Origin of the sequence: Erythrobacter longus (genome assembly GCF_000715015.1) — a bacterium.
In the GTDB taxonomy this organism is placed as follows: Bacteria; Pseudomonadota; Alphaproteobacteria; order Sphingomonadales; family Sphingomonadaceae; genus Erythrobacter; species Erythrobacter longus.
Genome location: NZ_JMIW01000001.1, coordinates 772,250 through 793,590, shown reverse-complemented (window position 1 = coordinate 793,590; position 21,341 = coordinate 772,250). Strand labels below are relative to the sequence as shown.

At 56.2% G+C, this 21,341-nt stretch carries 28 protein-coding genes; 25 read left to right on the top strand and 3 right to left on the bottom strand.

The features are described from left to right. Positions 1 to 391 precede the first annotated feature (391 nt). The 4 genes from EH31_RS03870 (at position 392) to EH31_RS17840 (ending at position 3,483) form a co-directional block, all read left to right on the top strand. Positions 392 to 1,474 (top strand): FkbM family methyltransferase, encoded by a 1,083-nt coding sequence (locus tag EH31_RS03870; RefSeq protein WP_152553447.1) that lies wholly within the window; start codon positions 392 to 394, stop codon positions 1,472 to 1,474. Positions 1,475 to 1,502: 28 nt separating this feature from the next. Further along, positions 1,503 to 2,123, top strand: a complete 621-nt coding sequence (locus EH31_RS03865) for a 2-hydroxychromene-2-carboxylate isomerase (RefSeq protein ID WP_034958187.1) — start codon at positions 1,503 to 1,505, stop codon at positions 2,121 to 2,123. A 344-nt stretch (positions 2,124 to 2,467) separates the two neighbouring features. Then, positions 2,468 to 3,145: an RHS repeat-associated core domain-containing protein gene (locus tag EH31_RS17780; protein WP_081853201.1), complete on the top strand. Its 678-nt coding sequence runs from the start codon at positions 2,468 to 2,470 to the stop codon at positions 3,143 to 3,145. A 131-nt stretch (positions 3,146 to 3,276) separates the two neighbouring features. Further along, a complete protein-coding gene (locus tag EH31_RS17840) occupies positions 3,277 to 3,483 on the top strand; it encodes a hypothetical protein (protein ID WP_206742006.1) in 207 nt (68 codons plus the stop codon). A gap of 406 nt (positions 3,484 to 3,889) precedes the next feature. Here EH31_RS17840 and EH31_RS16715 read toward each other — a convergent pair whose 3' ends face one another. Beyond that, complete coding sequence (locus EH31_RS16715; protein WP_161782119.1) at positions 3,890 to 4,264, bottom strand: TrbC/VirB2 family protein; 375 nt, start codon at positions 4,262 to 4,264, stop codon at positions 3,890 to 3,892. A gap of 11 nt (positions 4,265 to 4,275) precedes the next feature. Then, positions 4,276 to 4,677, bottom strand: coding sequence for an ATPase, T2SS/T4P/T4SS family (locus EH31_RS03845; RefSeq protein ID WP_051698915.1), 402 nt, complete (start codon positions 4,675 to 4,677; stop codon positions 4,276 to 4,278). A 91-nt stretch (positions 4,678 to 4,768) separates the two neighbouring features. On the opposite strand from EH31_RS03845, the gene apaG reads away from it, so the two are divergent. Genes apaG through EH31_RS03825 form a run of 4 tightly spaced genes read left to right on the top strand, consistent with a single transcriptional unit; the run spans position 4,769 to position 7,045 of the window. Beyond that, entirely contained in the window at positions 4,769 to 5,173 is a 405-nt protein-coding gene (apaG, locus tag EH31_RS03840; protein ID WP_034958181.1) for a Co2+/Mg2+ efflux protein ApaG, read from the top strand. A gap of 52 nt (positions 5,174 to 5,225) precedes the next feature. Further along, positions 5,226 to 6,017 (top strand): LysR family transcriptional regulator, encoded by a 792-nt coding sequence (locus EH31_RS03835; RefSeq protein WP_034958179.1) that lies wholly within the window; start codon positions 5,226 to 5,228, stop codon positions 6,015 to 6,017. Beyond that, positions 6,010 to 6,549: a GNAT family N-acetyltransferase gene (locus tag EH31_RS03830; RefSeq protein ID WP_241765818.1), complete on the top strand. Its 540-nt coding sequence runs from the start codon at positions 6,010 to 6,012 to the stop codon at positions 6,547 to 6,549. The genes EH31_RS03835 and EH31_RS03830 overlap by 8 nt, the downstream gene beginning before the upstream one ends. 28 nt (positions 6,550 to 6,577) lie before the next feature. Then, complete coding sequence (locus EH31_RS03825) at positions 6,578 to 7,045, top strand: acyltransferase (protein ID WP_051698914.1); 468 nt, start codon at positions 6,578 to 6,580, stop codon at positions 7,043 to 7,045. A gap of 34 nt (positions 7,046 to 7,079) precedes the next feature. Here EH31_RS03825 and EH31_RS16710 read toward each other — a convergent pair whose 3' ends face one another. Further along, a complete protein-coding gene (locus EH31_RS16710; protein ID WP_051698913.1) occupies positions 7,080 to 7,769 on the bottom strand; it encodes a hypothetical protein in 690 nt (229 codons plus the stop codon). 722 nt (positions 7,770 to 8,491) lie between these two features. On the opposite strand from EH31_RS16710, the gene EH31_RS03815 reads away from it, so the two are divergent. The 17 genes from EH31_RS03815 to rplN all read left to right on the top strand — a co-directional run bounded on the left by EH31_RS03815 (position 8,492) and on the right by rplN (position 21,341). Further along, a complete protein-coding gene (locus EH31_RS03815; protein ID WP_051698912.1) occupies positions 8,492 to 10,237 on the top strand; it encodes an AAA family ATPase in 1,746 nt (581 codons plus the stop codon). A 357-nt stretch (positions 10,238 to 10,594) separates the two neighbouring features. Next, positions 10,595 to 10,966, top strand: coding sequence for a 30S ribosomal protein S12 (rpsL, locus tag EH31_RS03810; RefSeq protein ID WP_034954477.1), 372 nt, complete (start codon positions 10,595 to 10,597; stop codon positions 10,964 to 10,966). A 135-nt stretch (positions 10,967 to 11,101) separates the two neighbouring features. Continuing rightward, positions 11,102 to 11,572, top strand: coding sequence for a 30S ribosomal protein S7 (gene rpsG, locus EH31_RS03805; RefSeq protein ID WP_034958177.1), 471 nt, complete (start codon positions 11,102 to 11,104; stop codon positions 11,570 to 11,572). A 118-nt stretch (positions 11,573 to 11,690) separates the two neighbouring features. Next, positions 11,691 to 13,820, top strand: a complete 2,130-nt coding sequence (gene fusA, locus EH31_RS03800; RefSeq protein WP_034958175.1) for an elongation factor G — start codon at positions 11,691 to 11,693, stop codon at positions 13,818 to 13,820. Between the two features lie 93 nt (positions 13,821 to 13,913). Beyond that, entirely contained in the window at positions 13,914 to 15,089 is a 1,176-nt protein-coding gene (gene tuf, locus EH31_RS03795) for an elongation factor Tu (protein ID WP_034958172.1), read from the top strand. A gap of 348 nt (positions 15,090 to 15,437) precedes the next feature. Continuing rightward, positions 15,438 to 15,749 carry a 30S ribosomal protein S10 gene (rpsJ, locus tag EH31_RS03790; RefSeq protein ID WP_006831877.1) on the top strand — a complete coding sequence of 104 codons (312 nt, stop codon included), beginning with the start codon at positions 15,438 to 15,440 and terminating at the stop codon, positions 15,747 to 15,749. A 248-nt stretch (positions 15,750 to 15,997) separates the two neighbouring features. Then, positions 15,998 to 16,768, top strand: a complete 771-nt coding sequence (gene rplC / locus EH31_RS03785) for a 50S ribosomal protein L3 (protein WP_034958170.1) — start codon at positions 15,998 to 16,000, stop codon at positions 16,766 to 16,768. A 3-nt stretch (positions 16,769 to 16,771) separates the two neighbouring features. Next, positions 16,772 to 17,395: a 50S ribosomal protein L4 gene (rplD, locus tag EH31_RS03780; protein ID WP_034958168.1), complete on the top strand. Its 624-nt coding sequence runs from the start codon at positions 16,772 to 16,774 to the stop codon at positions 17,393 to 17,395. Then, on the top strand, positions 17,388 to 17,699 hold the full coding sequence (locus tag EH31_RS03775; protein ID WP_034958167.1) for a 50S ribosomal protein L23: 312 nt from the start codon (positions 17,388 to 17,390) through the stop codon (positions 17,697 to 17,699). Before rplD ends, EH31_RS03775 begins: the two co-directional genes overlap by 8 nt. After that, positions 17,699 to 18,535 (top strand): 50S ribosomal protein L2, encoded by an 837-nt coding sequence (gene rplB, locus EH31_RS03770; protein ID WP_034958166.1) that lies wholly within the window; start codon positions 17,699 to 17,701, stop codon positions 18,533 to 18,535. The genes EH31_RS03775 and rplB overlap by 1 nt, the downstream gene beginning before the upstream one ends. Positions 18,536 to 18,541: 6 nt before the next feature. Beyond that, entirely contained in the window at positions 18,542 to 18,817 is a 276-nt protein-coding gene (gene rpsS, locus EH31_RS03765) for a 30S ribosomal protein S19 (protein WP_034958165.1), read from the top strand. Then, positions 18,817 to 19,194: a 50S ribosomal protein L22 gene (rplV, locus tag EH31_RS03760; protein WP_034958163.1), complete on the top strand. Its 378-nt coding sequence runs from the start codon at positions 18,817 to 18,819 to the stop codon at positions 19,192 to 19,194. Before rpsS ends, rplV begins: the two co-directional genes overlap by 1 nt. Before the next feature lie 3 nt (positions 19,195 to 19,197). Next, positions 19,198 to 19,893, top strand: a complete 696-nt coding sequence (gene rpsC, locus EH31_RS03755; RefSeq protein WP_034958161.1) for a 30S ribosomal protein S3 — start codon at positions 19,198 to 19,200, stop codon at positions 19,891 to 19,893. Positions 19,894 to 19,905: 12 nt separating this feature from the next. Then, entirely contained in the window at positions 19,906 to 20,343 is a 438-nt protein-coding gene (rplP, locus tag EH31_RS03750) for a 50S ribosomal protein L16 (RefSeq protein WP_034958159.1), read from the top strand. Beyond that, entirely contained in the window at positions 20,343 to 20,570 is a 228-nt protein-coding gene (rpmC, locus tag EH31_RS03745) for a 50S ribosomal protein L29 (protein WP_034958157.1), read from the top strand. The genes rplP and rpmC overlap by 1 nt, the downstream gene beginning before the upstream one ends. A gap of 10 nt (positions 20,571 to 20,580) precedes the next feature. Beyond that, on the top strand, positions 20,581 to 20,871 hold the full coding sequence (gene rpsQ, locus EH31_RS03740; protein WP_034958155.1) for a 30S ribosomal protein S17: 291 nt from the start codon (positions 20,581 to 20,583) through the stop codon (positions 20,869 to 20,871). A 101-nt stretch (positions 20,872 to 20,972) separates the two neighbouring features. Further along, entirely contained in the window at positions 20,973 to 21,341 is a 369-nt protein-coding gene (rplN, locus tag EH31_RS03735; RefSeq protein ID WP_034958154.1) for a 50S ribosomal protein L14, read from the top strand.

Sequence of the window (21,341 nt, the reverse complement as noted above, 5' to 3'; positions counted from 1 at the left end):
CCTCAAACGCAAAGAGCCGAGGTTCTACGCATCGGCGCAGCACCCCGGCTCCTAAGCACATCCGCCCCAATCGGTATGACCCATCGGAAGGACCATTGCGGGCGGCCGGAACGACATTTCTTTTGGCCATCAGCCTGTACCCCCATTGGCGGTACGTGGGACCATTTTACAAAATGATCCTAAAGAATTGAAGAAGAACGGCCTTAACGGGAATTTTAGTATGATGGATCGGCCCATTTTGTTGGATTACTTGCTTGCTATACTTTTGGTATAGTGCGAATTCAGCAGCATATCTGATACGCAAGATCCGTTCTGGCAGGCTGCTGCCGAACACCTCCATTCCCTTAACCTCGACCCGCACACCGTGCTTGCTCCCAAGGGGTTTGCAGCCGTGCTGCCCGGGTGCGCTGTGTCTTCGTCCGCTGGACCGCCGGGCACCGCCACAGTCGCAGGCCTTGTTCTTCACAAAGGGCGATTGGAAGAGGTGCCGGGCGACGTTCTGGTAAGCGCGCTGGATGATTTCACGCCGACCTTTGCGAACGAAGTGTTCGTGGTGCTGACGCGCGAAGGCGAACAGCTTGGCGATGACAATCCGCACTTTGCGGGGCGCGATGCGTTGTTGACTGGTGCCCTTAAAGCGCTGGCCCGCATTGAGCCTGAGGCCGAGCAGCGGCCGCGTATGCCGGCAAGCTATGTTGGGGAAGGGCACGTCCTGCTGGAAACGGCGTTCGGTCACTTGATGCTTGTGGATGGCGCGGACACATCGATCGTGCCCCACCTTATCCGGGACGGTTGGTTTGACCGTGATCTGACCGATTTCATCCTGAGCCTTCTGGCGCCGGGCATGACCTTTATTGATGTGGGTGCGAACTTTGGCACCTACACATTGATCGGCGCAGGCGCTGTGGGCGAAACAGGGCAGGTGATTGCCGTCGAAGCCGTGCCGGAAATTGGCACCTTATTGTTCGAAAATGTCGTCATGAACGGGTTTGCCCCGCGCACCACGGTTGCCCAATGCGCTGTGGGTGATGAACCGGGCACGATTACTTTCTATGAGTTTTCAACCCGGCGCGGCGGCAATTCGGCTGTCGCTTCCGTCGCTGAGGCGGCGCAGGCCAATTACGGTGAGACTGTGACCACGCGCGAGGTCGAATGCAGCACGCTTGATACAATCATCGCGCAGAACAATGTTTCGCGCATTGATTTGATGAAAATTGATGTCGAAGGCTATGAATATGCAGCTCTTTTGGGGGCGAGGCAATCGATCAAAAAACACCGGCCCCGCTTGATTCTCGAATGGCTTCCCTCTTTCCACGAGACGCAGCCTGAAACCATGCGAAAGCTGTGGGCTCTGTTGGTGGATGAGCTTGGCTATGACTTGCGCCGGATCGAACGGGGTGCAACAACCCGGCCTATCACGTTCGATGAACTGGCGTCTTCGGGACATTCCGATCTGCTTGGTGAACCGAAATGAACCCATTTGTGGTGAGAGAGGACACTTCATGGCAAACCGCGTCGAGCTCATCTTCGATTTCGTTAGTCCCAATGCCTATCTGATCTGGGGGCCGTTGCGCGAAGTGGTCCGGCGCACCGGGGCAGAGCTTGATGTAACGCCGGTTTTCCTTGGAGGAATGCACAAGCTGACCGGCAATGCGCCCCCGAGGATCCGCAACAAGGATGTGAAGGGCAAGGTTGAATACGACATGCTTGAGATGAACCGTTTCATCGCCCGACACAACCTGGCCAAGTTCAAAATGCACCCGCAGTTTCCGTTCAATTCCATCACCTTGCAGCGCATGCTTTATGCAGCCGATCAAGACGGGCGCGGGGTGCAATTTGTCGACATGATGCTTCCTGCGATCTGGGAAGAAGGCGTCGACGTGCTTGACCCGCAAAGCCTTGGCGCAGCGGTCGCCGATGCGGGATTTGATGCAAAGGACCTGTTCGAGCGCAGCCAAAGCCAAGAGGTCAAAGACGGCCTTGTTGCCAACACCAGCCACGCGGTGGAGCGCGGCGGCTTTGGTATCCCTACGATGTTCGTACGACAAAAAGGCGGCGACACCGAAATGTTCTTTGGCAAGGAACGCTTGGGACAGATCGAAGAGGAATTGGCGAAGGGGTGAGGGGAGGCACGGCGCTGTACCCAATGTGTCGACATTGCCTCAAACACCTTCGTCATCCTGAATTCATTTCAGGATAACGATGCGTACCCGGATTTGCCGGTAGGTGATCCCGGTGCAAGCCTCTCACCTTCGCCGCCAGCGGCAATGACATCGCGACCAAGGGGCGGTTTAGGTATCGCGCGCCACGCAGCAAGTGCCGGGGGCACTTCGAGAAGCAAGCGCAGATGTGGCTGCCAGAGCTGGGGCTCGGCTTGGGGCAGCGCCCCCGGCGCTGCCGTCGCCTGCGCTATTACTACAAAGCTTCGTCCTGAGCGCCTGCCTTTGCAGGCAGCCGAAGGGCCCGCATCTACTCGCCAACGCTCGGACGCTTCCTCCAGACCGACCCCATCGGGTATGAGGACCAGTACAACCTCTATGCCTATGTCGGAAATGATCCGATTAATGGGGTGGATCCTAGTGGACTGGAAGCATATTACATCAGTCGTCCGGTTTATTTTGACGGCTTTTTCCTCGATCACGCATTTGTTGCGGTGAAGGAACCCGGCAAAGACCCTGTCATTTTCTCATTCGATTGGGGCGAAGACGGCGCGCTGCGTCCATCAGACCCGAACGTCAAGGATGGTACGTACAAGAATGATGAAGCCTATTTCAAAAAATTTCTCGAAGATCCAACCAGCGTACCAGGAAACCGGATAAATGCGTCTGATGAAACTGTCCTTGCTGTCGGTAACGCATACAATGAAGCTTTGACAATCAATGACATTGACTACGTTCCTTATCCTTGGACTCAAAGCAATAGTTGTAACAGCAACTGCGCTGCCGGAATTATTGCAGACGAATCGGTGCAAGCAGAGGGTGGACGGGGGCATCCAGCGCCTGCGAATGCGCAGGCTGCGCCTGGCCGTGCATCCAGAAGTCGGCTTGACCCTCTAGTTAGAACCCCAGCGGAACGCAGAGCATCAGAGAGATTTAATAATGCTAGCCAGAATAGAAAGTTCTATGCGACAAGACTGAAAAATTAAGGCTTGCGGAAAGCCATGTACGTTCCTCTGAGAGAAGTACTTCACGCATGAAATTACGAAAGTACCTGGTCGGCCTCTCTGTGCTTGGATTGCTATGCGCTTCATTTTGGTGGTTCTCGTACGGTCACTACGTGGGCGACAACGCTATTGCTGTGACCAAAGAACTCAAGGAACAAGGGCACCTTCTAACATACCCAAGCGATGAAGAAGATTTGATCGAGCGCTGTAGCGAAATAGGGCAGGCATACTTCATTCCTGAAGGTATAATCAGCCAGATAATTGTCGAGTTTGATGACCAATGCGTAGTGACCGCCGTCTACCCTGGTTGGAGAAAGTAGGGAAGAAATGGCTCTGGAGACTCGATCGGCGAGCTTTTTGTTCCGAAAACTGAGAGATTTGCTTTATTGACAACAGCAATCACTGGCGCGCCCAGCACTACAAAGCATCCCAGCACCGCTCTTGCGCCCATGCGCACAGGCAAGCGCCCACCCAGCGTAACAAATCCCGCAAATGCCACCGAAATTACACTTAGCAGAGCCGGGTTTTCCTACTCCGCTCCACATCGCTAACCTCCGCAAATGCCCCGCAACGCGTCCTTGTCCACCCAAAGACCTTCAATCGCCTTCTCCGATCAAAGCGCTTCTTTTAGATCAAGTGGATTTCTCTCCTTGAACAGTGTGCCAAGTGTGCCAAACTTCCAACAAGCGGGAGCCGAGCCTCCGCCAAAACACTCTCATCACCTCTTCACTCCCGCCGCAATGAAGCCCCAGAATAAGGATCATAGTCCGCAGGTGGCAGCTCGGGCCTTGCGGGCTCGCTTGCCACATTTTCAGCTTGGTAAACCACTTGGGACGAAGGCTCTTCCCCCCCCCACAGAAGCGCAGAGGCGATCACCGGCGCGCCCAGCACCACAAAGCACCCGAGAACCGCTCTTGCGCCCATGCGCACAGGCAACCGCCCACCCAACGCCGCAAACCCCACAAGCGCCACCGCAATCACGCACAGCGTCACCACCAGTGGCCCTTGCATAAGCTCACTGATCCAACCCGCAGCGCCCTGCAAAGGCGAGGTACCGCTCGGCTCAAACAAGCTCGGCTGCACGGCCAGCAGCTTCAACATCACGCTCTCCATCAAACCGCCGCCAACACTTGCGCCACCCGCCGCTTGCCGCCGCGTCTCTCCAATTGCACGAACACATCAACGCTTTGCCGCACATAGTGCCGCACGTCTTCGCGGCTGAGTTTGGAGCCCGCTTGCAGCACCAGCAGGGCAAGCTGCTCAATGGCTCTGGCAGGCGTGTCGGCGTGGATGGTGGTCATGGAGCCGGGATGCCCGGTGTTAACTGCACGCAGGAAGGTGAAGGCCTCCACCCCGCGCAGCTCTCCCAGAATAATCCGGTCAGGCCGCATCCGCAGCGCCGCGATCAGCAAATCCTCCGCCGTAATCTGCGCCTCGCTCAGCTCACCACGTGCTGCGATCAGACCCACAGCGTTCTCATGCGCAAGATGCAGTCCGGCCGTGTGCTCCAGCATAACGAATTCTCGCATTCATGGGATACTAAGGGGATTATCTGCATTGATACCCTTGTGAGGCGAACAAGCGCTCGCTACCTTGGGACATGATATGAAAGAGCTCTTCCAACACGCAGCCACTACCGACGGCATCACCGTGCGCGTCGCGGTCAATTTCCTGCCTGAACAATCGCACCCAGAGGCGGGTAAGTGGTTCTGGGTCTATCATATCCGGATCGAAAACGGTTCTCACGAAGAGGCGAAGCTGCTCACCCGTCATTGGCGCATCACGGACGCGCGCGGCATGGTGAACCATGTCGATGGCGAAGGCGTTGTTGGCGAACAGCCGCTATTGTTGCCGGGTGAAAGCCACGATTATGTGTCGGGCTGTCCTTTGACGACGACGCATGGCTCGATGGAAGGGTTCTACACCTTTGCAAAAGCCGATGGATCGCAGATGGAAGTGCGCATCCCGTTTTTCCCTCTCGCCGCGCCAGAGACAGCCGACCGGCACTAAACCATTGTTTGCATGCTTGCGGTGAGCGGCTCGGCAACCTAAGTCGGCGCACGTGAAACGTACGCACCTCCCTTTAAACGCCTTGCGCGTCTATGACGCTGCTGCGCGGCATTTGTCCTTTACGCGGGCCGCTGATGAGCTGGCCGTGACCCCGGCGGCTGTGGGTCAGCAGATCCGCGCGCTTGAAGATCACCTTGGCGTGGTGCTCTTTCGCCGCACGTCCAAAGGGTTGGAGCTGACACCTGAGGGTGAGGCTGGGCTCGATCCCTTGCGCGAAGGGTTTCTGCGGTTTGAAGAAAGCGTCGCGGCGATGCAGGCAGGGCAGGCGAGTGATCGCTACACCATTGCCGCCCCGCGCGAGTTTTATGCCTCGTGGCTGGCTCCCCGGATTGCTCCGTTTCAAGTGAGCACGCCGGGGGTGCAATATATCTTGGCCCCTGATGAAGCCTCCGACTTTACCGAGGCGAACCTTGATCTCGCGATCCGCTTTATCTCTGGGCCGGGAGAGCTTGAGGGTGTGCAACTGGCGCCCGCGTTGCAGGTGAGCGTTGCTGCTCCCGATGCGCGTGATGCGTGGATTGATTGGCCTGAGGCTGGTTTGCCAGAGGGCACAAAGCCGTGCGTCAAGACAAGCAGCGCTGGCCAGGCGATGAGTTCCGCGCTTGCAGGGATGGGCCGCACCGTACTCCCGCTCGCATTGGTTGAGCGCGCTCTTGAAGACGGGCGCTTGATCGCATTGGATGAGCCGGTGGAGGCCAAGCGCGCATACTGGCTGGTCGCGCCGGTGCCGCAGTGGCGCTCCAAGAAGGTGAAGGCGCTGGTCAAGTTCCTGACCGATGCCTGAAGTGATGGTTGAGGTTCCCACCCTTACCACGCCGCGTTTCACCATGCGTTCGCTGAGGCGCGGGGACGAGGTCGCGATGTTCCCCACCATGGCCGATGAGCAGCAGTCGCTTTACCTGACCCGCCCCAAGTTCGAGAGCGAACAGGAGCTGTGGGACTGGTTCGCCGCGCCCGACTGGGATGGCCGCACATGGATCGCCGAAGACGCCAATGGAGAGGTCGCCGGCCGCTTTGTCGCCACCCCCGGCCACGGCTCCGACGACACTCACGGCCCCGTGTTCGAGATCGGCTATATCGTCGCCATGCACGCGCAAGGTCAGGGCGTCGCCCGCGAGTGCTCGCAAGCTCTCATCGAACAGCTCTGGACCGAGGGTGCCCGCAAACTCACCGCCGAAGTCGACACCCGCAACACGCCGTCCGTCCGCCTCCTGGAAAGCCTCGGCTTCACCAGAGAGGCGCATTTTCGCGAACATGACGCCACCCATATTGGCATGTGCGACGTCTATTGGTACGGCAAGCTGCGCTCTGACTGAGCGCTGCGTTAGGGGTCACCACACAACAATGCTCGCTCGTATCCGCACCCAGCTTTACGTCGCCCGTCAGGGGATCACCCGCGCGTGGCTGCGCCGGGTGTGGGGGATGACGATTGGTGAGGGCGTGCGCATCTCGCGCAAGGCCCATCTCGACTACACCCACCCCAAGGGCGTCCACATTGGCGATTACACCATCGTGACCCCCGGCGTTCACATCTTTACCCACGATTTCGTCAAACGCCAACATGTCAGCACATATATCGGCTCCAACTGCTTTCTCGGGGCAGGCGCGATCATCCTTCCCGGAGTAACCGTCGGAGACCACTGCGTCATCGCGGCAGGAACCGTGGTTACACAGGATGTCCCTGCGCGCAGCGTTGTTGCCGGCAATCCGGGCAAGATCCTAAAAAGCAATATCAAGACCGCGCGATACGGCATCATGGGCAACCTCCAGCCGCATGAACTGGCGGTGTTTGAGGATGACGCGGAAAGCTGACGCGCGTTCCAATCCCGCGCTCTAATCCCGCGCCCTAGTCCCCTGAGGCCGGATCAGGCTCTCGCCCCAATTCTTCCAAAACCTCACGCCGGATAGCTTCATAGACGGGATGCCCCGCCTCAAGGTTGCTCACATCGACCCACTCGCTGCGCCGATAATTCAGGACAAAGGCCAGCATCGAATTGGCGCGCGTGTTGTACAGCCCTTGCGCCATTGCGCGTTCAATCGCGCAATCCTCCAGCCGCAAGATACCCCACTGCGCCGCCTCATCCCAGGCCTCGGCAAACCCCTCAGCCCCCGGCATTTTGCGCAGCTTATACAGCGCCTCCATCGATTTCCCGATGGCCAGCGCGGCGGAGGTCACAATCCCCGTCGCGGCCAAATGCGCAACAAAAGCGCGCTGAAGATCAGGCGTAATCGAGTTCGCGCGCGGCTGTTTGTGGCGATAGGGTTTGAACTGGAGCAGCGGATCGTCAGGGTCGGGCGGCAAGCCAATATGCGCAACTGCCGAGGTCGCTTGCCGCTCGGTCGCCCTCAAGCAGATGGTGGGGTCGCCCGCTGTAGGGCCGTGTGCAGGGCCATGAGCGGGGTCGTGCGCGGGGGCATATGAGGGGCCGCACGCGGGGCCGCAGCGCTCTCGGTGTTCTTCGAGGTAATCGGCAAAAGGCTCGGGCAGGTCGGCGGGGTCAAAGGGCTCGTCAAATGGGTCTTCGGGGCGGGGCATTGGTGGGATTCCTTGTTTCATGCTCGCCCATCCGGGCGAGCGTCCTCGCTAGACGGCCTTCGCTACGCTGCGGCCCCGCTGCGGGCGGCCTTGCAGGTGGCCTACGGCCGTCTGCGCTTCGCTTCGACTCCGCCCTTGCGAGCCTACGGCCCGTTCTGGTGCAACCCAATCCCCCTCCCGCTTGCGGGAGGGGGATTGGGTGGGCGAGGCAGACGCGGTGGGCGCGCGAAGCGCTGGGCCGACCGGAGCAGGGCCCACCCCGCTGCGACTAGGAAGCAAGCTCCCAAGTCTCACTGCCCCTCCCGCAAGCGGGAGGGGTGAAGAAGGGCGTAACATAGCTCCCCTCCCGCGTGCGGGAGGGGCTGGGGGTGGGCTGTTTCGTGACCTTACGAGGGTAAGGTGGAACGGTCGGCGACTAGCCGACCGCAAGCGCGGAGTCGAAGCCGAAGGCGCAGACGGCCGTAGGCCACCTGCAAGCGCGTCGGCCGTTAGGCCGTAGCCAAGCGACGCGGATGCGTCGCGCCCGGCGCTTGAGGGCGCAACAAATAGACTCTGCATCGGGCGGTCCTTTGGCGACTAAGGGCAAGGACCGGGGGATATTGCAGATTATTGGCGTGTAGGAAAATTGGATTTCATTTGCTCAGCGGCTACTAAGGCGGTCAAGAGACCTAATCTCTCAGTAGTGATTGTTGGCCCGGTTCGCAGCTCCAGAGTAATAGCATATGACCTTTGATGTAGATGCCTTAGAAGTACGGAATTTTCGCGGGATTGGTGGAAGCCCACAATTGGTTTCTCAGATCGCGAAGATGAACTTTTTCATTGGTCCAAACAACGCGGGAAAGTCTACTATTCTCCGATTAATCAGCCATTATTTTCCTGCATCAAAAGACCGGTCACAGACAACATTCAAGAACAGCTTTGTTGAATTGGATCGAAATCAGCAAACAGGCGGGAGCCCACGCGTTGGCCTCGGATTTCGGCTAGAAAGGGTCGCTGAAAAGATATTGGACGGTGTAACTCGTGAAAATGACGCGCAGTGGGAGTCCGTGATAACCGCAGTTGTGGCCAAATTGGCGGATCCTACGGGTTATGTTTGGTGGGATTATGATCTTCAGTCGCGAGCTGCGCCTCGACTTCGGTTTCCAAAAGTTGATGAATACACCTCAGATTCCAGCAAGGCCAGACCGTTTGATCAGTTTATGGTCAAGGCAACACCGTACTCTGGTGGAGGTCCCAAAGCGTGGGTTGAGCACTCTTTGGAGGTCGTCAATCGCTTCGCTCCTTCTTTTTCGACGAATACCCATCTGATCCCAGCGATCAGAAAGATCTCGCAGGGTGAAGTAGACTTTGATGGTGGCGACTTGAGTGGCAATGGCTTGATCAAGCGGCTTGCGGAGATCCAAAATCCGGTCTTGGAGCGTCGCGCAGATGTTCGAAAGTTTGAGAGAATTAATCGGTTCCTGCAAACTGTTGTAGGTGAGTGCAACGCTCAAATTGAAGTGCCAAGCACACGAGAGTACATCCTCGTGCACATGAACGGTCGGACGTTGCCTCTTGCCTCACTCGGTACAGGTATTCACGAGATCGTCGTGATTGCGGCATTCTGCACGCTTATCGAGAATGAGGTCATTTGTATCGAAGAGCCAGAGATACACCTGCATCCAGTCTTGCAGCGTAAGCTAGTATCTTACCTAAATGAATCGACATCAAACACATACTTCGTCGCGACCCATTCGGCGCAATTGATTGACACCCCTGATGCAAGCCTGTTTCATGTTAGGCTTCGAGACAATGCAACTCACATTAGCCGAGCTACATTGGACGCAGATCGTCACCGCATCTGCGCTGAACTCGGCTATCGAGCATCCGACATAATTCAGTCGAATTTTGTTATCTGGGTTGAGGGGCCATCAGAGAGAATCTACCTAAATCACTGGCTTCAAGAAGTTGCAGCACATCTTGTCGAAGGAATTCACTACACAATAATGTTCTACGGGGGAGGGCTGTTATCACATCTGTCGGCAGGGGATGACGATGTCGGTGATTTCATAAAGCTGCGATCACTGAACAGAAACTCCGCACTCATCATGGATAGTGATAGGCCATCGAAGACCGCCAGAATAAATTCCACCAAACGGCGAATCCGAGATGAATTTGAGAAACATGGTGGGATGGTTTGGGTGACAAAGGGGCGAGAAATTGAGAATTATCTACCACAGTCTCAAATGCACGCTGCTCTAAGGTCCTGTCACCCACAGGTTTTCCATGAGCCAATTGATGCGGCCCAGTTCGATCACGCATTCTATTTCTACAGGCTCGAAGGAAAGCGAAGAGAGATTTTCAAGGACGCCAATAAGGTTAAGGTGGCCAATTTCATCGCTGAACTAGAGCCAGACATTGATGTCCTCGATCTGAGTTCACGTTTACGAGAATTGACGCGGAACATAGAGGATGCGAATGCTGGCTAGTGCTCCTTGAGCTGGCTCTAAAGCCTCTTGACCCCGCCCCAAATTCCCCCTAAGCGCGCCCAATCTTGAGGGCAGGGCTCGTTTCGCGACGCTCCCTGATCTCAAAAATGAGCTGAACATTGGCGGTTGTGCATTCTTCCAGTGTTATCCTGAAACAAGTTCAGGATGACGACGGAGCGAGGGCGACCGGCAAAGTAATCCGGGGCTTTTGGCTTTGGGTGGAGCGTTTCAGGCTCGTGCAAGCCGGTCCTTGGCTGAAGGTTCGCCCTTCGACACGCTCAGGACGAACGGTTCTTTTGCACGACCCTTTTTCTCTTCATCGAAAATCATCGGCGCCAATTTAGGTGAAGAGTACATATGCCAACTATCAACCAGCTGGTCCGCAAGGGCCGCACTCCGCAGAAGGCCAAATCCAAGGTCCCTGCTATGGAGCAGAACCCGCAAAAGCGCGGCGTTTGCACACGCGTCTATACGACGACCCCGAAGAAGCCGAACTCCGCTTTGCGTAAAGTGGCCAAGGTTCGCCTCACCAACAGCCGTGAGGTCATCTCTTACATTCCGGGCGAAGGCCACAACCTGCAAGAGCACTCTGTTGTGCTGATCCGCGGTGGCCGTGTTCGCGACCTTCCCGGCGTTCGTTACCACGTCCTTCGCGGCGTTCTCGATACGCAAGGGGTCAAGGACCGCAAGCAATCCCGCTCGAAGTACGGCGCCAAGCGTCCGAAGTAATTGAGGCGCTGTGACGGGCCTCTCCCCCGCCCTTCTACCCATAAGGATAATTTCCGGGTGGAAGGGCGGGGGAGAGGGCCGGCGCAGCAAGGACGTTCACGGATGTGAACGGCCACTCCGAAGGAGTTTAGAAATATGTCACGTCGTCGTAGGCCCGAAAAGCGGGTAATCTTGCCGGATCCCAAGTTTGGTGATCAGGTTCTGTCGAAATTCATGAACAACCTTATGCTCGACGGTAAGAAAGCCGTTGCAGAAGGTATCGTGTACACAGCTCTTGATGCGGTTGAGGCGAAGGCCAAGACCGATCCGGTGCAATTGTTCCATGATGCGCTGGGCAATGTGAAGCCTCAGGTCGAGGTTCGCTCGCGCCGTGTGGGTGGTGCAACCTATCAGGTGCCGGTTGAGGTGCGTGAAGAGCGTGCTCAGGCGCTTGCTATCCGCTGGTTGATCAGTGCGGCGCGTTCGCGTCCTGAGACAACCATGAGCGCGCGCCTTTCGGGCGAGCTGATGGATGCAGCGAACAACCGCGGCAATGCTGTGAAGAAGCGTGAAGACACGCACCGCATGGCAGACGCCAACCGCGCGTTCTCGCACTACCGGTGGTAACTGGCGCTGGTAACCTAATCATTGTGGACAGCCCCAGGCAAAAGTCTTGGGGTTGTCACAATTGTAACTATATGGGGCGCGGACAAACCCGCCTCTCGTTAAACCCAAGGAATTAGATATGGCCCGCGAATATCCGCTGGAGCGTTATCGTAATATCGGCATCATGGCGCACATCGATGCTGGTAAAACCACCACGACCGAGCGTATCCTTTATTACACCGGTAAATCCTACAAGATCGGCGAAGTGCACGATGGCGCTGCGACGATGGACTGGATGGAGCAAGAGCAGGAGCGCGGGATCACGATCACGTCTGCTGCAACGACCTGTTTCTGGAACCCGGAAGATCCGACGATGGATCCAAAGGGCGATCCAAAAGAGCTGCGCAAGACACCGCAACACCGCATCAACATCATCGACACGCCTGGCCACGTTGACTTCACCATTGAAGTCGAGCGTTCGCTCCGTGTGCTCGACGGCGCGGTTGCATGTTTTGACGGTGTGGCAGGGGTTGAGCCCCAGTCCGAAACCGTATGGCGCCAGGCGGACAAGTACAAAGTCCCCCGCATGTGCTTCATCAACAAGCTCGACCGTACCGGCGCAGACTTCAAATACTGCGTCAACTCGATCATCGAGCGCCTTGGTGCAACGCCTGCTGTTTTGTATCTCCCGATCGGTATCGAAAGCAGCCTCTCGGGTCTTGTTGACCTTGTGAACCAGCGTTCGATCACCTGGAAGAACGAAGATCTAGGTGCTGAGTACGTTTACGGCGATATCCCTGCGGATATGGCTGATGAAGCGGCGGAATATCGTGAGAAGCTGATCGAACTTGCTGTTGAGCAAGACGATGATGTGATGGAAGCATACCTTGAAGGTAACGAGCCTGACGCGGCAACGCTCAAAGGTCTCATCCGCAAAGGTACGCTCAACCAGAGCTTTGTTCCTGTGCTTTGCGGTTCTGCGTTTAAGAACAAGGGCGTTCAGCCTCTGCTTGACGCCGTTGTCGACTATATGCCGAGCCCACTTGATGTTCCTGCGATTAAGGGTGTTAAACCTGACAGCGACGTCGAAGATACGCGTGCATCCGACGATGCTGCGCCGTTTGCGGCGTTGGCATTTAAGGTCATGAACGATCCGTTCGTGGGCTCGCTTACCTTTACCCGCGTCTATTCCGGTGAACTGACCAAGGGTACCGTCTTGAACTCAGTAAAGGGCAAGAAGGAAAAGATCGGCCGTATCCTCGAAATGCACTCCAACGACCGTAAGGACATTGAAGAGGCGTTTGCGGGCGATATCGTTGCATTGGCAGGGATGAAGGCGACCACCACCGGTGACACGCTGTGTGATCCGGCGAACCCGATCATTCTTGAGCGGATGGAATTCCCGGATCCCGTGATCGAACTGTCGGTTGAACCTAAGACCAAAGCTGACCAGGAAAAGATGGGCGTTGCGCTCAATCGCTTGGCTGCTGAAGACCCCAGCTTCCGCGTGACGACTGACCACGAAAGCGGTCAGACGATCATCAAGGGGATGGGCGAGCTTCACCTCGACATTCTGGTCGACCGGATGCGTCGTGAGTTCAAGGTTGAAGCAAACGTTGGTGCGCCGCAGGTGGCATACCGCGAATCGCTGGGCCGCACGATCGACGTCGATTACACCCACAAGAAGCAATCGGGTGGTACGGGTCAGTTTGCCCGGGCCAAAGCGACCTTCACGCCGGGTGAGCGTGGTCAGGGCATCGTCTTTGAAGACAGCATCAAAGGCGGTAACATTCCGAAGGAATACATCCCGAGCCTCGAAAAAGGTATCCGTGAGCAAGCCGACAGCGGCTATCTCATCGGCTTCCCGATCATCGACTTCACCATCCACCTTACAGACGGCGCCTACCACGACGTCGACTCGTCCACCGTGGCGTTCGAAATCTGTGGTAAAGGTGCAATGCGTGAGGCGGCTGAACGTGGCGGCATCAAGCTGCTTGAGCCTGTTATGAAGGTTGAAGTGGTGACGCCAGAAGATTATCTGGGCGATGTGATCGGCGACCTCAACAGCCGCCGTGGTCAAATCCAGGGTACAGACAGCCGGGGCAACGCCCAGGTCGTCGAAGCCATGGTCCCACTGGCCAATATGTTTGGTTATGTGAACGAGCTTCGCTCATTCACGCAAGGCCGTGCACAATACTCCATGCAGTTCTCACACTATGACGAAGTGCCTGCGAGTGTTGCTCAAGAGGTTAAGGAGAAGCTTGCGTAAGCGAGCAACACAATCTATGGGCGGCGCCACATTGATGCGGGCGCCCCCATTCTCCCCGCTAAATTCAAATTCAATAAGAAGGTTATTAGAGACATGGCGAAGGAAAAGTTTGAGCGTAATAAGCCGCACGTGAACGTCGGCACCATTGGTCACGTTGACCACGGCAAAACCACTCTGACCGCGGCAATCACCAAGGTTATGGGTTCGGCTGTCGATTTCGCAAACATCGACAAAGCTCCAGAAGAGCGTGAGCGCGGCATCACCATCTCAACGGCACACGTTGAGTATGAAACAGACGCACGTCACTACGCACACGTCGACTGCCCAGGTCACGCTGACTATGTTAAGAACATGATCACCGGCGCGGCTCAGATGGACGGCGCTATCTTGGTTGTGAACGCAGCTGACGGTCCAATGCCACAAACGCGTGAGCACATCCTGCTTGCTCGTCAGGTCGGCGTTCCGCAGCTTGTTGTTTACATGAACAAGGTCGATCAGGTCGACGACGAAGAAATCCTCGAGCTGGTTGAACTCGAAGTTCGCGAACTCCTCAGCGAGTACGGCTTTGACGGCGACGATATTCCAATCATCAAGGGTTCGGCTCTTGCTGCTCTTGAAGACCGTGATCCTGAAATCGGTGAGACTTCGATCAGGGCTCTGATGGACGCTGTCGACACTTACATCCCACAGCCCGACCGTCCGATTGACAAAGACTTCCTCATGCCAATCGAAGACGTGTTCTCGATCTCTGGTCGTGGTACAGTTGTTACCGGCCGTGTTGAGACCGGTGTTGTTAACGTTGGCGACGAAGTTGAAATCGTTGGCATCAAAGACACTGCAAAAACGACCGTTACCGGCGTTGAAATGTTCCGCAAGCTGCTTGATCGCGGTGAAGCTGGCGACAACATCGGCGCTCTGGTTCGTGGTGTTGCTCGTGACGACATTGAGCGTGGCCAAGTTCTTTGTAAGCCTGGTTCGGTTAGCCCGCACACAGAGTTTTCGGCAGAAGTTTACGTCCTTTCAAAGGACGAAGGTGGCCGTCACACGCCATTCTTCGCAAACTACCGTCCGCAGTTCTACTTCCGTACGACTGACGTAACCGGCGAAGTGATCCTTCCTGAAGGCACGGAAATGGTTATGCCTGGCGACAACGTGACCATCAACGTCAAGCTGATCGCACCGATCGCTATGGACGAAGGTCTGCGTTTCGCTATCCGTGAAGGCGGCCGTACCGTTGGTTCAGGCGTTGTGGCTAAGATCACTGCCTAATCGACCATCAGCCTTGCGGCTGATACGAAATAACGAGGCCCGGCCCACGAAAGTGCGCCGGGCCTCTTATTATGTAGGCCCAATTTCCTGCCGGTTTGACCGCGCGGAATGAAGGCTTTGTTGGTTAGGGTGCAATCTTGGGAATTTCTGGCTTGCCAGAATCCTACTCCCTCGATATACGCGCGCCATCACGTCAGCGATTCAGTTGCTGATGAAACGAAATTCATGGGGCCTCCGATTCCGGACCATTCATCTTTTTGATGGGGCGGGGCAGGGCGGGCCTTTTACTTTTTGGGAGCGGTCCGCCTTCGGATTTGTTCCTTGGCTCTTTCGCATTGGTAATAGGTAATGGAAGCACAGAATATCCGTATTCGCCTTAAGGCGTTCGACCACCGCGTACTCGACCAGGCTACTGGCGAAATCGCTGATACTGCACGTCGTACGGGTGCTCTTATTCGTGGTCCCATTCCTATGCCAACGCGTATCGAGAAGTTCACCGTGAACCGCGGCCCGCACATCGACAAAAAGTCGCGCGAGCAGTTCGAGGTGCGCACATACAAACGTTTGCTGGACATTGTTCAGCCGAACGCCCAGACGGTGGACGCGCTTATGAAGCTCGACCTTGCTGCTGGCGTAAATGTTGAGATCAAGCTGGCGTAAGTCGATCTCTTCGTCCTTCAGGGGGACGCTAAACACTCTTGCGAATTTGGGCCGCCATTGGCCCCGCTGATTGAAAGATCGGCAAGACATATGGATACCGCCGAGCATGCTCGGGCTGAGTCCTCCGTCTCGCTCAACAGGCCAATTGGTCTGGAGGGCATCAGCCCAGGCGGGGCTCAGTTAAAAATTTGGGTTGGCACGCACCTTGGGGATGGTCCTCTGGGTGCCTCTGTAAGGAGTACAAGACGATGCGCACTGGCGTGATCGCGAAAAAGGTTGGGATGACCCGCCTCTTCCAGGAGGATGGACAGCACGTGCCTGTGACTGTTCTTTCGCTGGAAGATTGCCAGGTCGTTTCCCACCGCACACAAGATACGGACGGCTACTTTGCTGTTCAGCTTGGTGCAGGCGAAGCAAAACAAAAGAATGTAAACAAGCCGCAGCGCGAGCATTTCGCGAAAGCCGGCGTTGGTCTCAAAGCACGCATGGCTGAGTTCCGTGTTGAAGGCGAAGACGGTCTTGTACCGGTCGGCGCTCTCATCAGCGCTGAGCACTTTGTGGATGGCCAGAAAGTCGACATCACCGGGCATACCCAAGGTAAGGGTTTTGCCGGTGCGATGAAGCGCTGGGGTTTCGGCGGTCTTCGCGCAACCCACGGTGTTTCGCTTTCTCACCGTTCGCACGGTTCGACGGGTAACCGTCAGGATCCGGGCCGCGTGTTTAAAGGCAAGAAGATGGCTGGTCACATGGGCGACCGTCAGCGCACACAGCAGAACCTCGAAGTGGTTCGCACCGACGCTGATCGTGGCCTTCTTTTCATCAAGGGTTCTGTACCCGGATCGAAGAATGGCTGGCTCCTCGTACGTGACGCTGTGAAGCTCAAGCACTCTGACGACCTCCCGTTCCCGGGTGCTGTTGTCGAGACCAAAGCTCCGGTCACTGAAGCTGCCGCACCTGCTCCAGAAGCTGAAGCGCCCGCCGCTGACGCAGCTGCAGCTGACGAAAATAAGGAGGGCTAAACCATGAAGGTGAAGGTCCAAAAACTCGACGGTAAAGCGTCCGGTGACATCGAGCTTAACGATGATGTGTTCGGCGTTGAGCCTCGCGCAGACATCTTGCACCGCGTTGTAACGTGGCAGCTTGAAAACCGCCGCGCGACTGCACGTCCAACGCGTGAGCGTTCCGATGTTGCTCGTACCGGTAAGAAGTTCGGCGCCCAAAAGGGTTCCGGCGGTGCTCGTCACGGTGCTCGCTCTGCTCCGATCTTTATCGGTGGTGGTAAGGCGCACGGTGCTCGCAAGCGTGACTTCAACCAGTCGCTCAACAAGAAAGTTCGTGCGCTTGGTTTGAAGATGGCTCTTTCTACCAAGGCTAAGGACGGCCTCGTTGTTATCGACAGCCTTGAACTTAAAGAAGCCAAGACACAGGCTCTTAAAGGTCACCTCGACAAGCACGGTTTTGCTGGCAAGGTCCTCGTGATCGACGGCGAAGCGGTGGATGCAGGTTTTGCTCGTGCAGCGAACAACCTGGTTGGCATCAATGTGATGCCGGCTGCTGGTGCGAACGTGTACGACATTCTCAACCACGACACGCTGGTCCTTACCAAGGACGCGGTTGCTAAGCTGGAGGCGCGCTTCAATGGCTAAGAAAGATAGCATCGACGCGCGGCACTATGACGTGATCGTTGCCCCTCACATCACTGAGAAGTCCACAATGGCTTCTGAAGCTAACGCTGTGGTGTTCAAGGTGGCCAATGACGCGACCAAGCCGCAGATCAAGGAAGCGGTGGAGGCCATCTATTCGACGAAAGTCGTCTCGGTGAACACCATCCTTACCAAAGGCAAAACCAAGCGCTGGAAGGGCAAGCCCTACAAGCGTTCCGATTTCAAGAAAGCAGTGGTCCGTCTCGCCGAAGGTGAGATGATCGATATCACTGAGCAGGTCGGCTAATGGCACTTAAGAATTACAACCCGACAAGCCCGGCGCGCCGTGGTCTTATTCTGATCGACAAAACCGGCCTCCACAAAGGTGGCCCGGTCAAGGCGCTCAGCGAAGGTAAGCGCAAGACCGGTGGCCGTAACAATAAAGGCCATGTCACCTCACGCGGTATCGCGGGTGGTCACAAGCAGAAGTATCGCATCATCGACTTCAAACGTCGCAAGTGGGATATGGCAGCAACGGTAGAGCGGATCGAATACGATCCAAACCGCACTGCCTTTATCGCTCTTCTGAAGTATGAAGACGAAACGCTTGCTTACATCATTGCACCACAACGCCTCGCCGTTGGTGACAGCGTGATTGCAGGTGAAAAGGTCGATACCAAGCCTGGTAACGCCATGCTTCTTGGTCAAATGCCGGTTGGCACGATCTGCCACAATGTGGAAATGAAGCCAGGCAAGGGCGGTCAGATTGCCCGTTCTGCCGGTACTTACGTCCAGATTGTTGGTCGTGACCGCGGTATGGTCATTGTTCGCCTGAACTCAGGTGAGCAGCGTTACCTTCGCAGCGATTGCATGGGCACGGTTGGCGCGGTTTCTAACCCCGACAACCAGAACCAGAACTTTGGTAAAGCTGGCCGCACCCGGTGGAAGGGGCGTCGTCCTCTTACTCGTGGTGTTGCCAAGAACCCGGTTGATCACCCCCACGGTGGTGGTGAAGGCCGGACATCCGGTGGCCGTCACCCAGTGACGCCATGGGGCAAGCCGACCAAGGGTGCTCGCACTCGTAAGAACAAGCAGACGGACAAGATGATTATCCGTTCGCGTCACGCCAAGAAGAAGAGGTAAGACACGATGGCACGTTCCGTCTGGAAAGGTCCGTTTGTCGAGCTCAGTCTGCTTAAGAAAGCAGAAGTCGCACAGGACGCTGGAAACTCGAAGCCGATCAAAACCTGGTCGCGTCGTTCGACAATTCTCCCGCAGTTCGTTGGGCTCACATTCAACGTATATAACGGCCAGAAATTTATTCCTGTTGCCGTTTCGGAAGAAATGGTTGGTCACAAGCTCGGTGAATTTGCGCCTACGCGCAGCTTCCCCGGCCACGCGGCTGACAAGAAGGGCAAGCGATAATGGGTAAGGCAAAGTCTCCCCGGCGCGTAGCTGACAATGAGGCGCTCGCAGTAGGCACGCAAATTCGCGGTTCTGCTCAGAAGCTCAATCTCGTTGCAGAGCTCATTCGCGGCAAAAAAGTTGAGGAAGCTCTGAACATCCTCAGCTTCTCGAAGAAAGCAATGGCGCGCGATGCAAGCAAAGTGCTCGCATCGGCAGTGGCCAACGCAGAAAACAACCATGATCTCGACGTCGACGCGCTTGTCGTTGCTGAGGCGAGTGTTGGTAAGTCGATCACGATGAAGCGTTTCCATACGCGCGGTCGTGGTAAGTCTACCCGCATTCTCAAGCCATTCAGCAAGCTGCGCATCGTTGTTCGCGAGCAGGAAGAGGCATAAACCATGGGTCAGAAGAGTAATCCAATTGGTCTGCGTCTTCAGATCAACCGCACTTGGGATAGCCGCTGGTACGCCGAAGGGCGTGACTATGCGAACCTTCTCAAGGAAGACATCGCGATCCGTAAGTACATCTTGAAGAACCTGCCACAAGCAGCGATCTCCAAGGTTGTGATTGAGCGTCCGGCGAAACTTTGCCGTGTTTCAATCTATGCGGCTCGTCCTGGTGTGATCATCGGCAAGAAGGGCGCAGACATCGAAAAGCTGCGCACGAAGCTGTCGACCATGACTTCGAGCGAAGTGAAGCTGAACATCGTTGAAATCCGCAAGCCGGAAATCGACGCGAAGCTTGTTGCTCAAGGCATTGCAGACCAGCTTATCCGCCGTGTGGCTTTCCGCCGTGCCATGAAACGCGCTGTTCAGTCGGCTCTGCGTCTGGGTGCTGAAGGCATCAAGATCGTATGTGGTGGCCGTTTGGGCGGTGCTGAAATCGCCCGCGTTGAATGGTACCGCGAAGGCCGCGTTCCGCTCCACACTCTGCGTGCAAACATTGATTACGCTGAAACCGAAGCGCTTACCGCTTACGGCATCATCGGCATCAAGGTTTGGATCTTCAAGGGCGAGATTTTGGCCCATGATCCAACTGCGCAGGATCGTCTCATGATGGAAGCTCAGACTTCCGGCGTGCGTCCTGCTCGTTGAGGTAATTGAAAAATGCTGCAACCAAAGAAAACCAAATACCGCAAGGCCTTTAAAGGCAGGATCAAGGGCGACGCCAAAGGCGGCACGACTTTGAACTTCGGTTCGTATGGCCTCAAGGCGCTTGAGCCTGACCGTATCACTGCACGTCAGATCGAAGCGGCTCGCCGTGCGATTACCCGTGCAATGAAGCGTCAGGGCCGCCTGTGGATCCGCGTATTCCCAGACGTGCCGGTTTCAAAGAAGCCTGCTGAAGTGCGTCAGGGTAAGGGTAAGGGCTCAGTTGAATACTGGGCTGCCCGCGTGAAACCAGGCCGCATCATGTTCGAGCTTGACGGTGTGCCCGGTCCAGTTGCTGCGCTCGCGTTTGAGCGTGCTGCGATGAAGCTGCCGATCAAAACCAAGGTTGTTGCCCGTTTTGGCGACACCTCGCACTTGGGAGGTGACAAGTAATGGCGAAGACCACACTCAGCACCGAAGACCTGCGCGCTAAGACCGACGATCAGCTTTCTGCTGACCTGACAGAGCTTAAGCGTGAGCAGTATAACCTGCGCTTCCAGGCTGCGACCAACCAGCTTGAGAAACCATCTCGCATCAAAGAAGTTCGCCGCACGATCGCTCAGATCAAAACGCTCCAAAACGAGCGTGCATCTGAGAAATCAGCGGCAGCGAAAGCGTAAGGAGCAGACTATGCCGAAGCGTATTCTTATCGGAACTGTCAGCTCTGATAAAACCGACAAAACCGTGACCGTTCTGGTTGAGCGTAAGGTGAAACACCCTCTTTATGGGAAGATCATCCGTCGTTCGAAGAAGTATCACGCGCATGACGAAACCAATGAGTACACCATTGGCGATGTTGTGCGGATCGAAGAGACCAAGCCGATCTCCAAGACCAAGACATGGGTTGTAAAAGACCGTGTTGTGGCTGGCGGAGTGCAAGCGATTGAAGCTGATCTCGATGTCGAGGCAGCTGGTAACTAATTGACGCGTTCCTGCGTTCTTGCAGGGACAATCAACGACGGAACTGCTGAGCCCCGGTCACAGTCGGGTGTCCCAGCAAGCCAAGAGAAGGAAACGGATCCATGATCCAGATGCAATCCAATCTCGACGTCGCGGACAACAGCGGCGCAAAGCGCGTCCAGTGCATTAAAGTGCTGGGCGGGTCTAAGCGCCGGTTTGCCTCCGTGGGCGACGTGATCGTGGTCTCGGTTAAAGAGGCCCAGCCGCGCGCAAAGGTGAAAAAAGGCGACGTACACCGCGCCGTCATCGTGCGCACCAAGAAGGACGTTCGTCGTAAAGACGGCAGCGTGATCCGCTTTGACAGCAATGCTGCTGTTCTGGTCAACAAGAGCGAAGAGCCGATCGGCACTCGTATCTTTGGCCCAGTGGTTCGTGAACTTCGTGGCCGCGGCTTTATGAAAATTATCTCGCTTGCTCCGGAGGTGCTCTAA

Bases quoted from the DNA above. Each gene is read 5' to 3' on its own strand.
- rplV (WP_034958163.1), top strand. From the start codon at position 18,817: ATGGGTAAGGCAAAGTCTCCCCGGCGCGTAGCTGACAATGAGGCGCTC.
- apaG (WP_034958181.1), top strand. From the start codon at position 4,769: ATGAAAGAGCTCTTCCAACACGCAGCCACTACCGACGGCATCACCGTG.
- EH31_RS16715 (WP_161782119.1), bottom strand. From the start codon at position 4,264: ATGTTGAAGCTGCTGGCCGTGCAGCCGAGCTTGTTTGAGCCGAGCGGT.
- EH31_RS03825 (WP_051698914.1), top strand. From the start codon at position 6,578: ATGCTCGCTCGTATCCGCACCCAGCTTTACGTCGCCCGTCAGGGGATC.
- EH31_RS03815 (WP_051698912.1), top strand. From the start codon at position 8,492: ATGACCTTTGATGTAGATGCCTTAGAAGTACGGAATTTTCGCGGGATT.
- rpsQ (WP_034958155.1), top strand. From the start codon at position 20,581: ATGCCGAAGCGTATTCTTATCGGAACTGTCAGCTCTGATAAAACCGAC.
- rpsC (WP_034958161.1), top strand. From the start codon at position 19,198: ATGGGTCAGAAGAGTAATCCAATTGGTCTGCGTCTTCAGATCAACCGC.
- rpmC (WP_034958157.1), top strand. From the start codon at position 20,343: ATGGCGAAGACCACACTCAGCACCGAAGACCTGCGCGCTAAGACCGAC.
- fusA (WP_034958175.1), top strand. From the start codon at position 11,691: ATGGCCCGCGAATATCCGCTGGAGCGTTATCGTAATATCGGCATCATG.
- EH31_RS03775 (WP_034958167.1), top strand. From the start codon at position 17,388: ATGGCTAAGAAAGATAGCATCGACGCGCGGCACTATGACGTGATCGTT.
- EH31_RS03845 (WP_051698915.1), bottom strand. From the start codon at position 4,677: ATGCTGGAGCACACGGCCGGACTGCATCTTGCGCATGAGAACGCTGTG.
- rpsJ (WP_006831877.1), top strand. From the start codon at position 15,438: ATGGAAGCACAGAATATCCGTATTCGCCTTAAGGCGTTCGACCACCGC.
- rpsS (WP_034958165.1), top strand. From the start codon at position 18,542: ATGGCACGTTCCGTCTGGAAAGGTCCGTTTGTCGAGCTCAGTCTGCTT.
- tuf (WP_034958172.1), top strand. From the start codon at position 13,914: ATGGCGAAGGAAAAGTTTGAGCGTAATAAGCCGCACGTGAACGTCGGC.
- rpsL (WP_034954477.1), top strand. From the start codon at position 10,595: ATGCCAACTATCAACCAGCTGGTCCGCAAGGGCCGCACTCCGCAGAAG.
- EH31_RS03830 (WP_241765818.1), top strand. From the start codon at position 6,010: ATGCCTGAAGTGATGGTTGAGGTTCCCACCCTTACCACGCCGCGTTTC.
- rplN (WP_034958154.1), top strand. From the start codon at position 20,973: ATGATCCAGATGCAATCCAATCTCGACGTCGCGGACAACAGCGGCGCA.
- rpsG (WP_034958177.1), top strand. From the start codon at position 11,102: ATGTCACGTCGTCGTAGGCCCGAAAAGCGGGTAATCTTGCCGGATCCC.
- rplP (WP_034958159.1), top strand. From the start codon at position 19,906: ATGCTGCAACCAAAGAAAACCAAATACCGCAAGGCCTTTAAAGGCAGG.
- EH31_RS16710 (WP_051698913.1), bottom strand. From the start codon at position 7,769: ATGCCCCGCCCCGAAGACCCATTTGACGAGCCCTTTGACCCCGCCGAC.
- rplD (WP_034958168.1), top strand. From the start codon at position 16,772: ATGAAGGTGAAGGTCCAAAAACTCGACGGTAAAGCGTCCGGTGACATC.
- rplB (WP_034958166.1), top strand. From the start codon at position 17,699: ATGGCACTTAAGAATTACAACCCGACAAGCCCGGCGCGCCGTGGTCTT.
- EH31_RS03865 (WP_034958187.1), top strand. From the start codon at position 1,503: ATGGCAAACCGCGTCGAGCTCATCTTCGATTTCGTTAGTCCCAATGCC.
- rplC (WP_034958170.1), top strand. From the start codon at position 15,998: ATGCGCACTGGCGTGATCGCGAAAAAGGTTGGGATGACCCGCCTCTTC.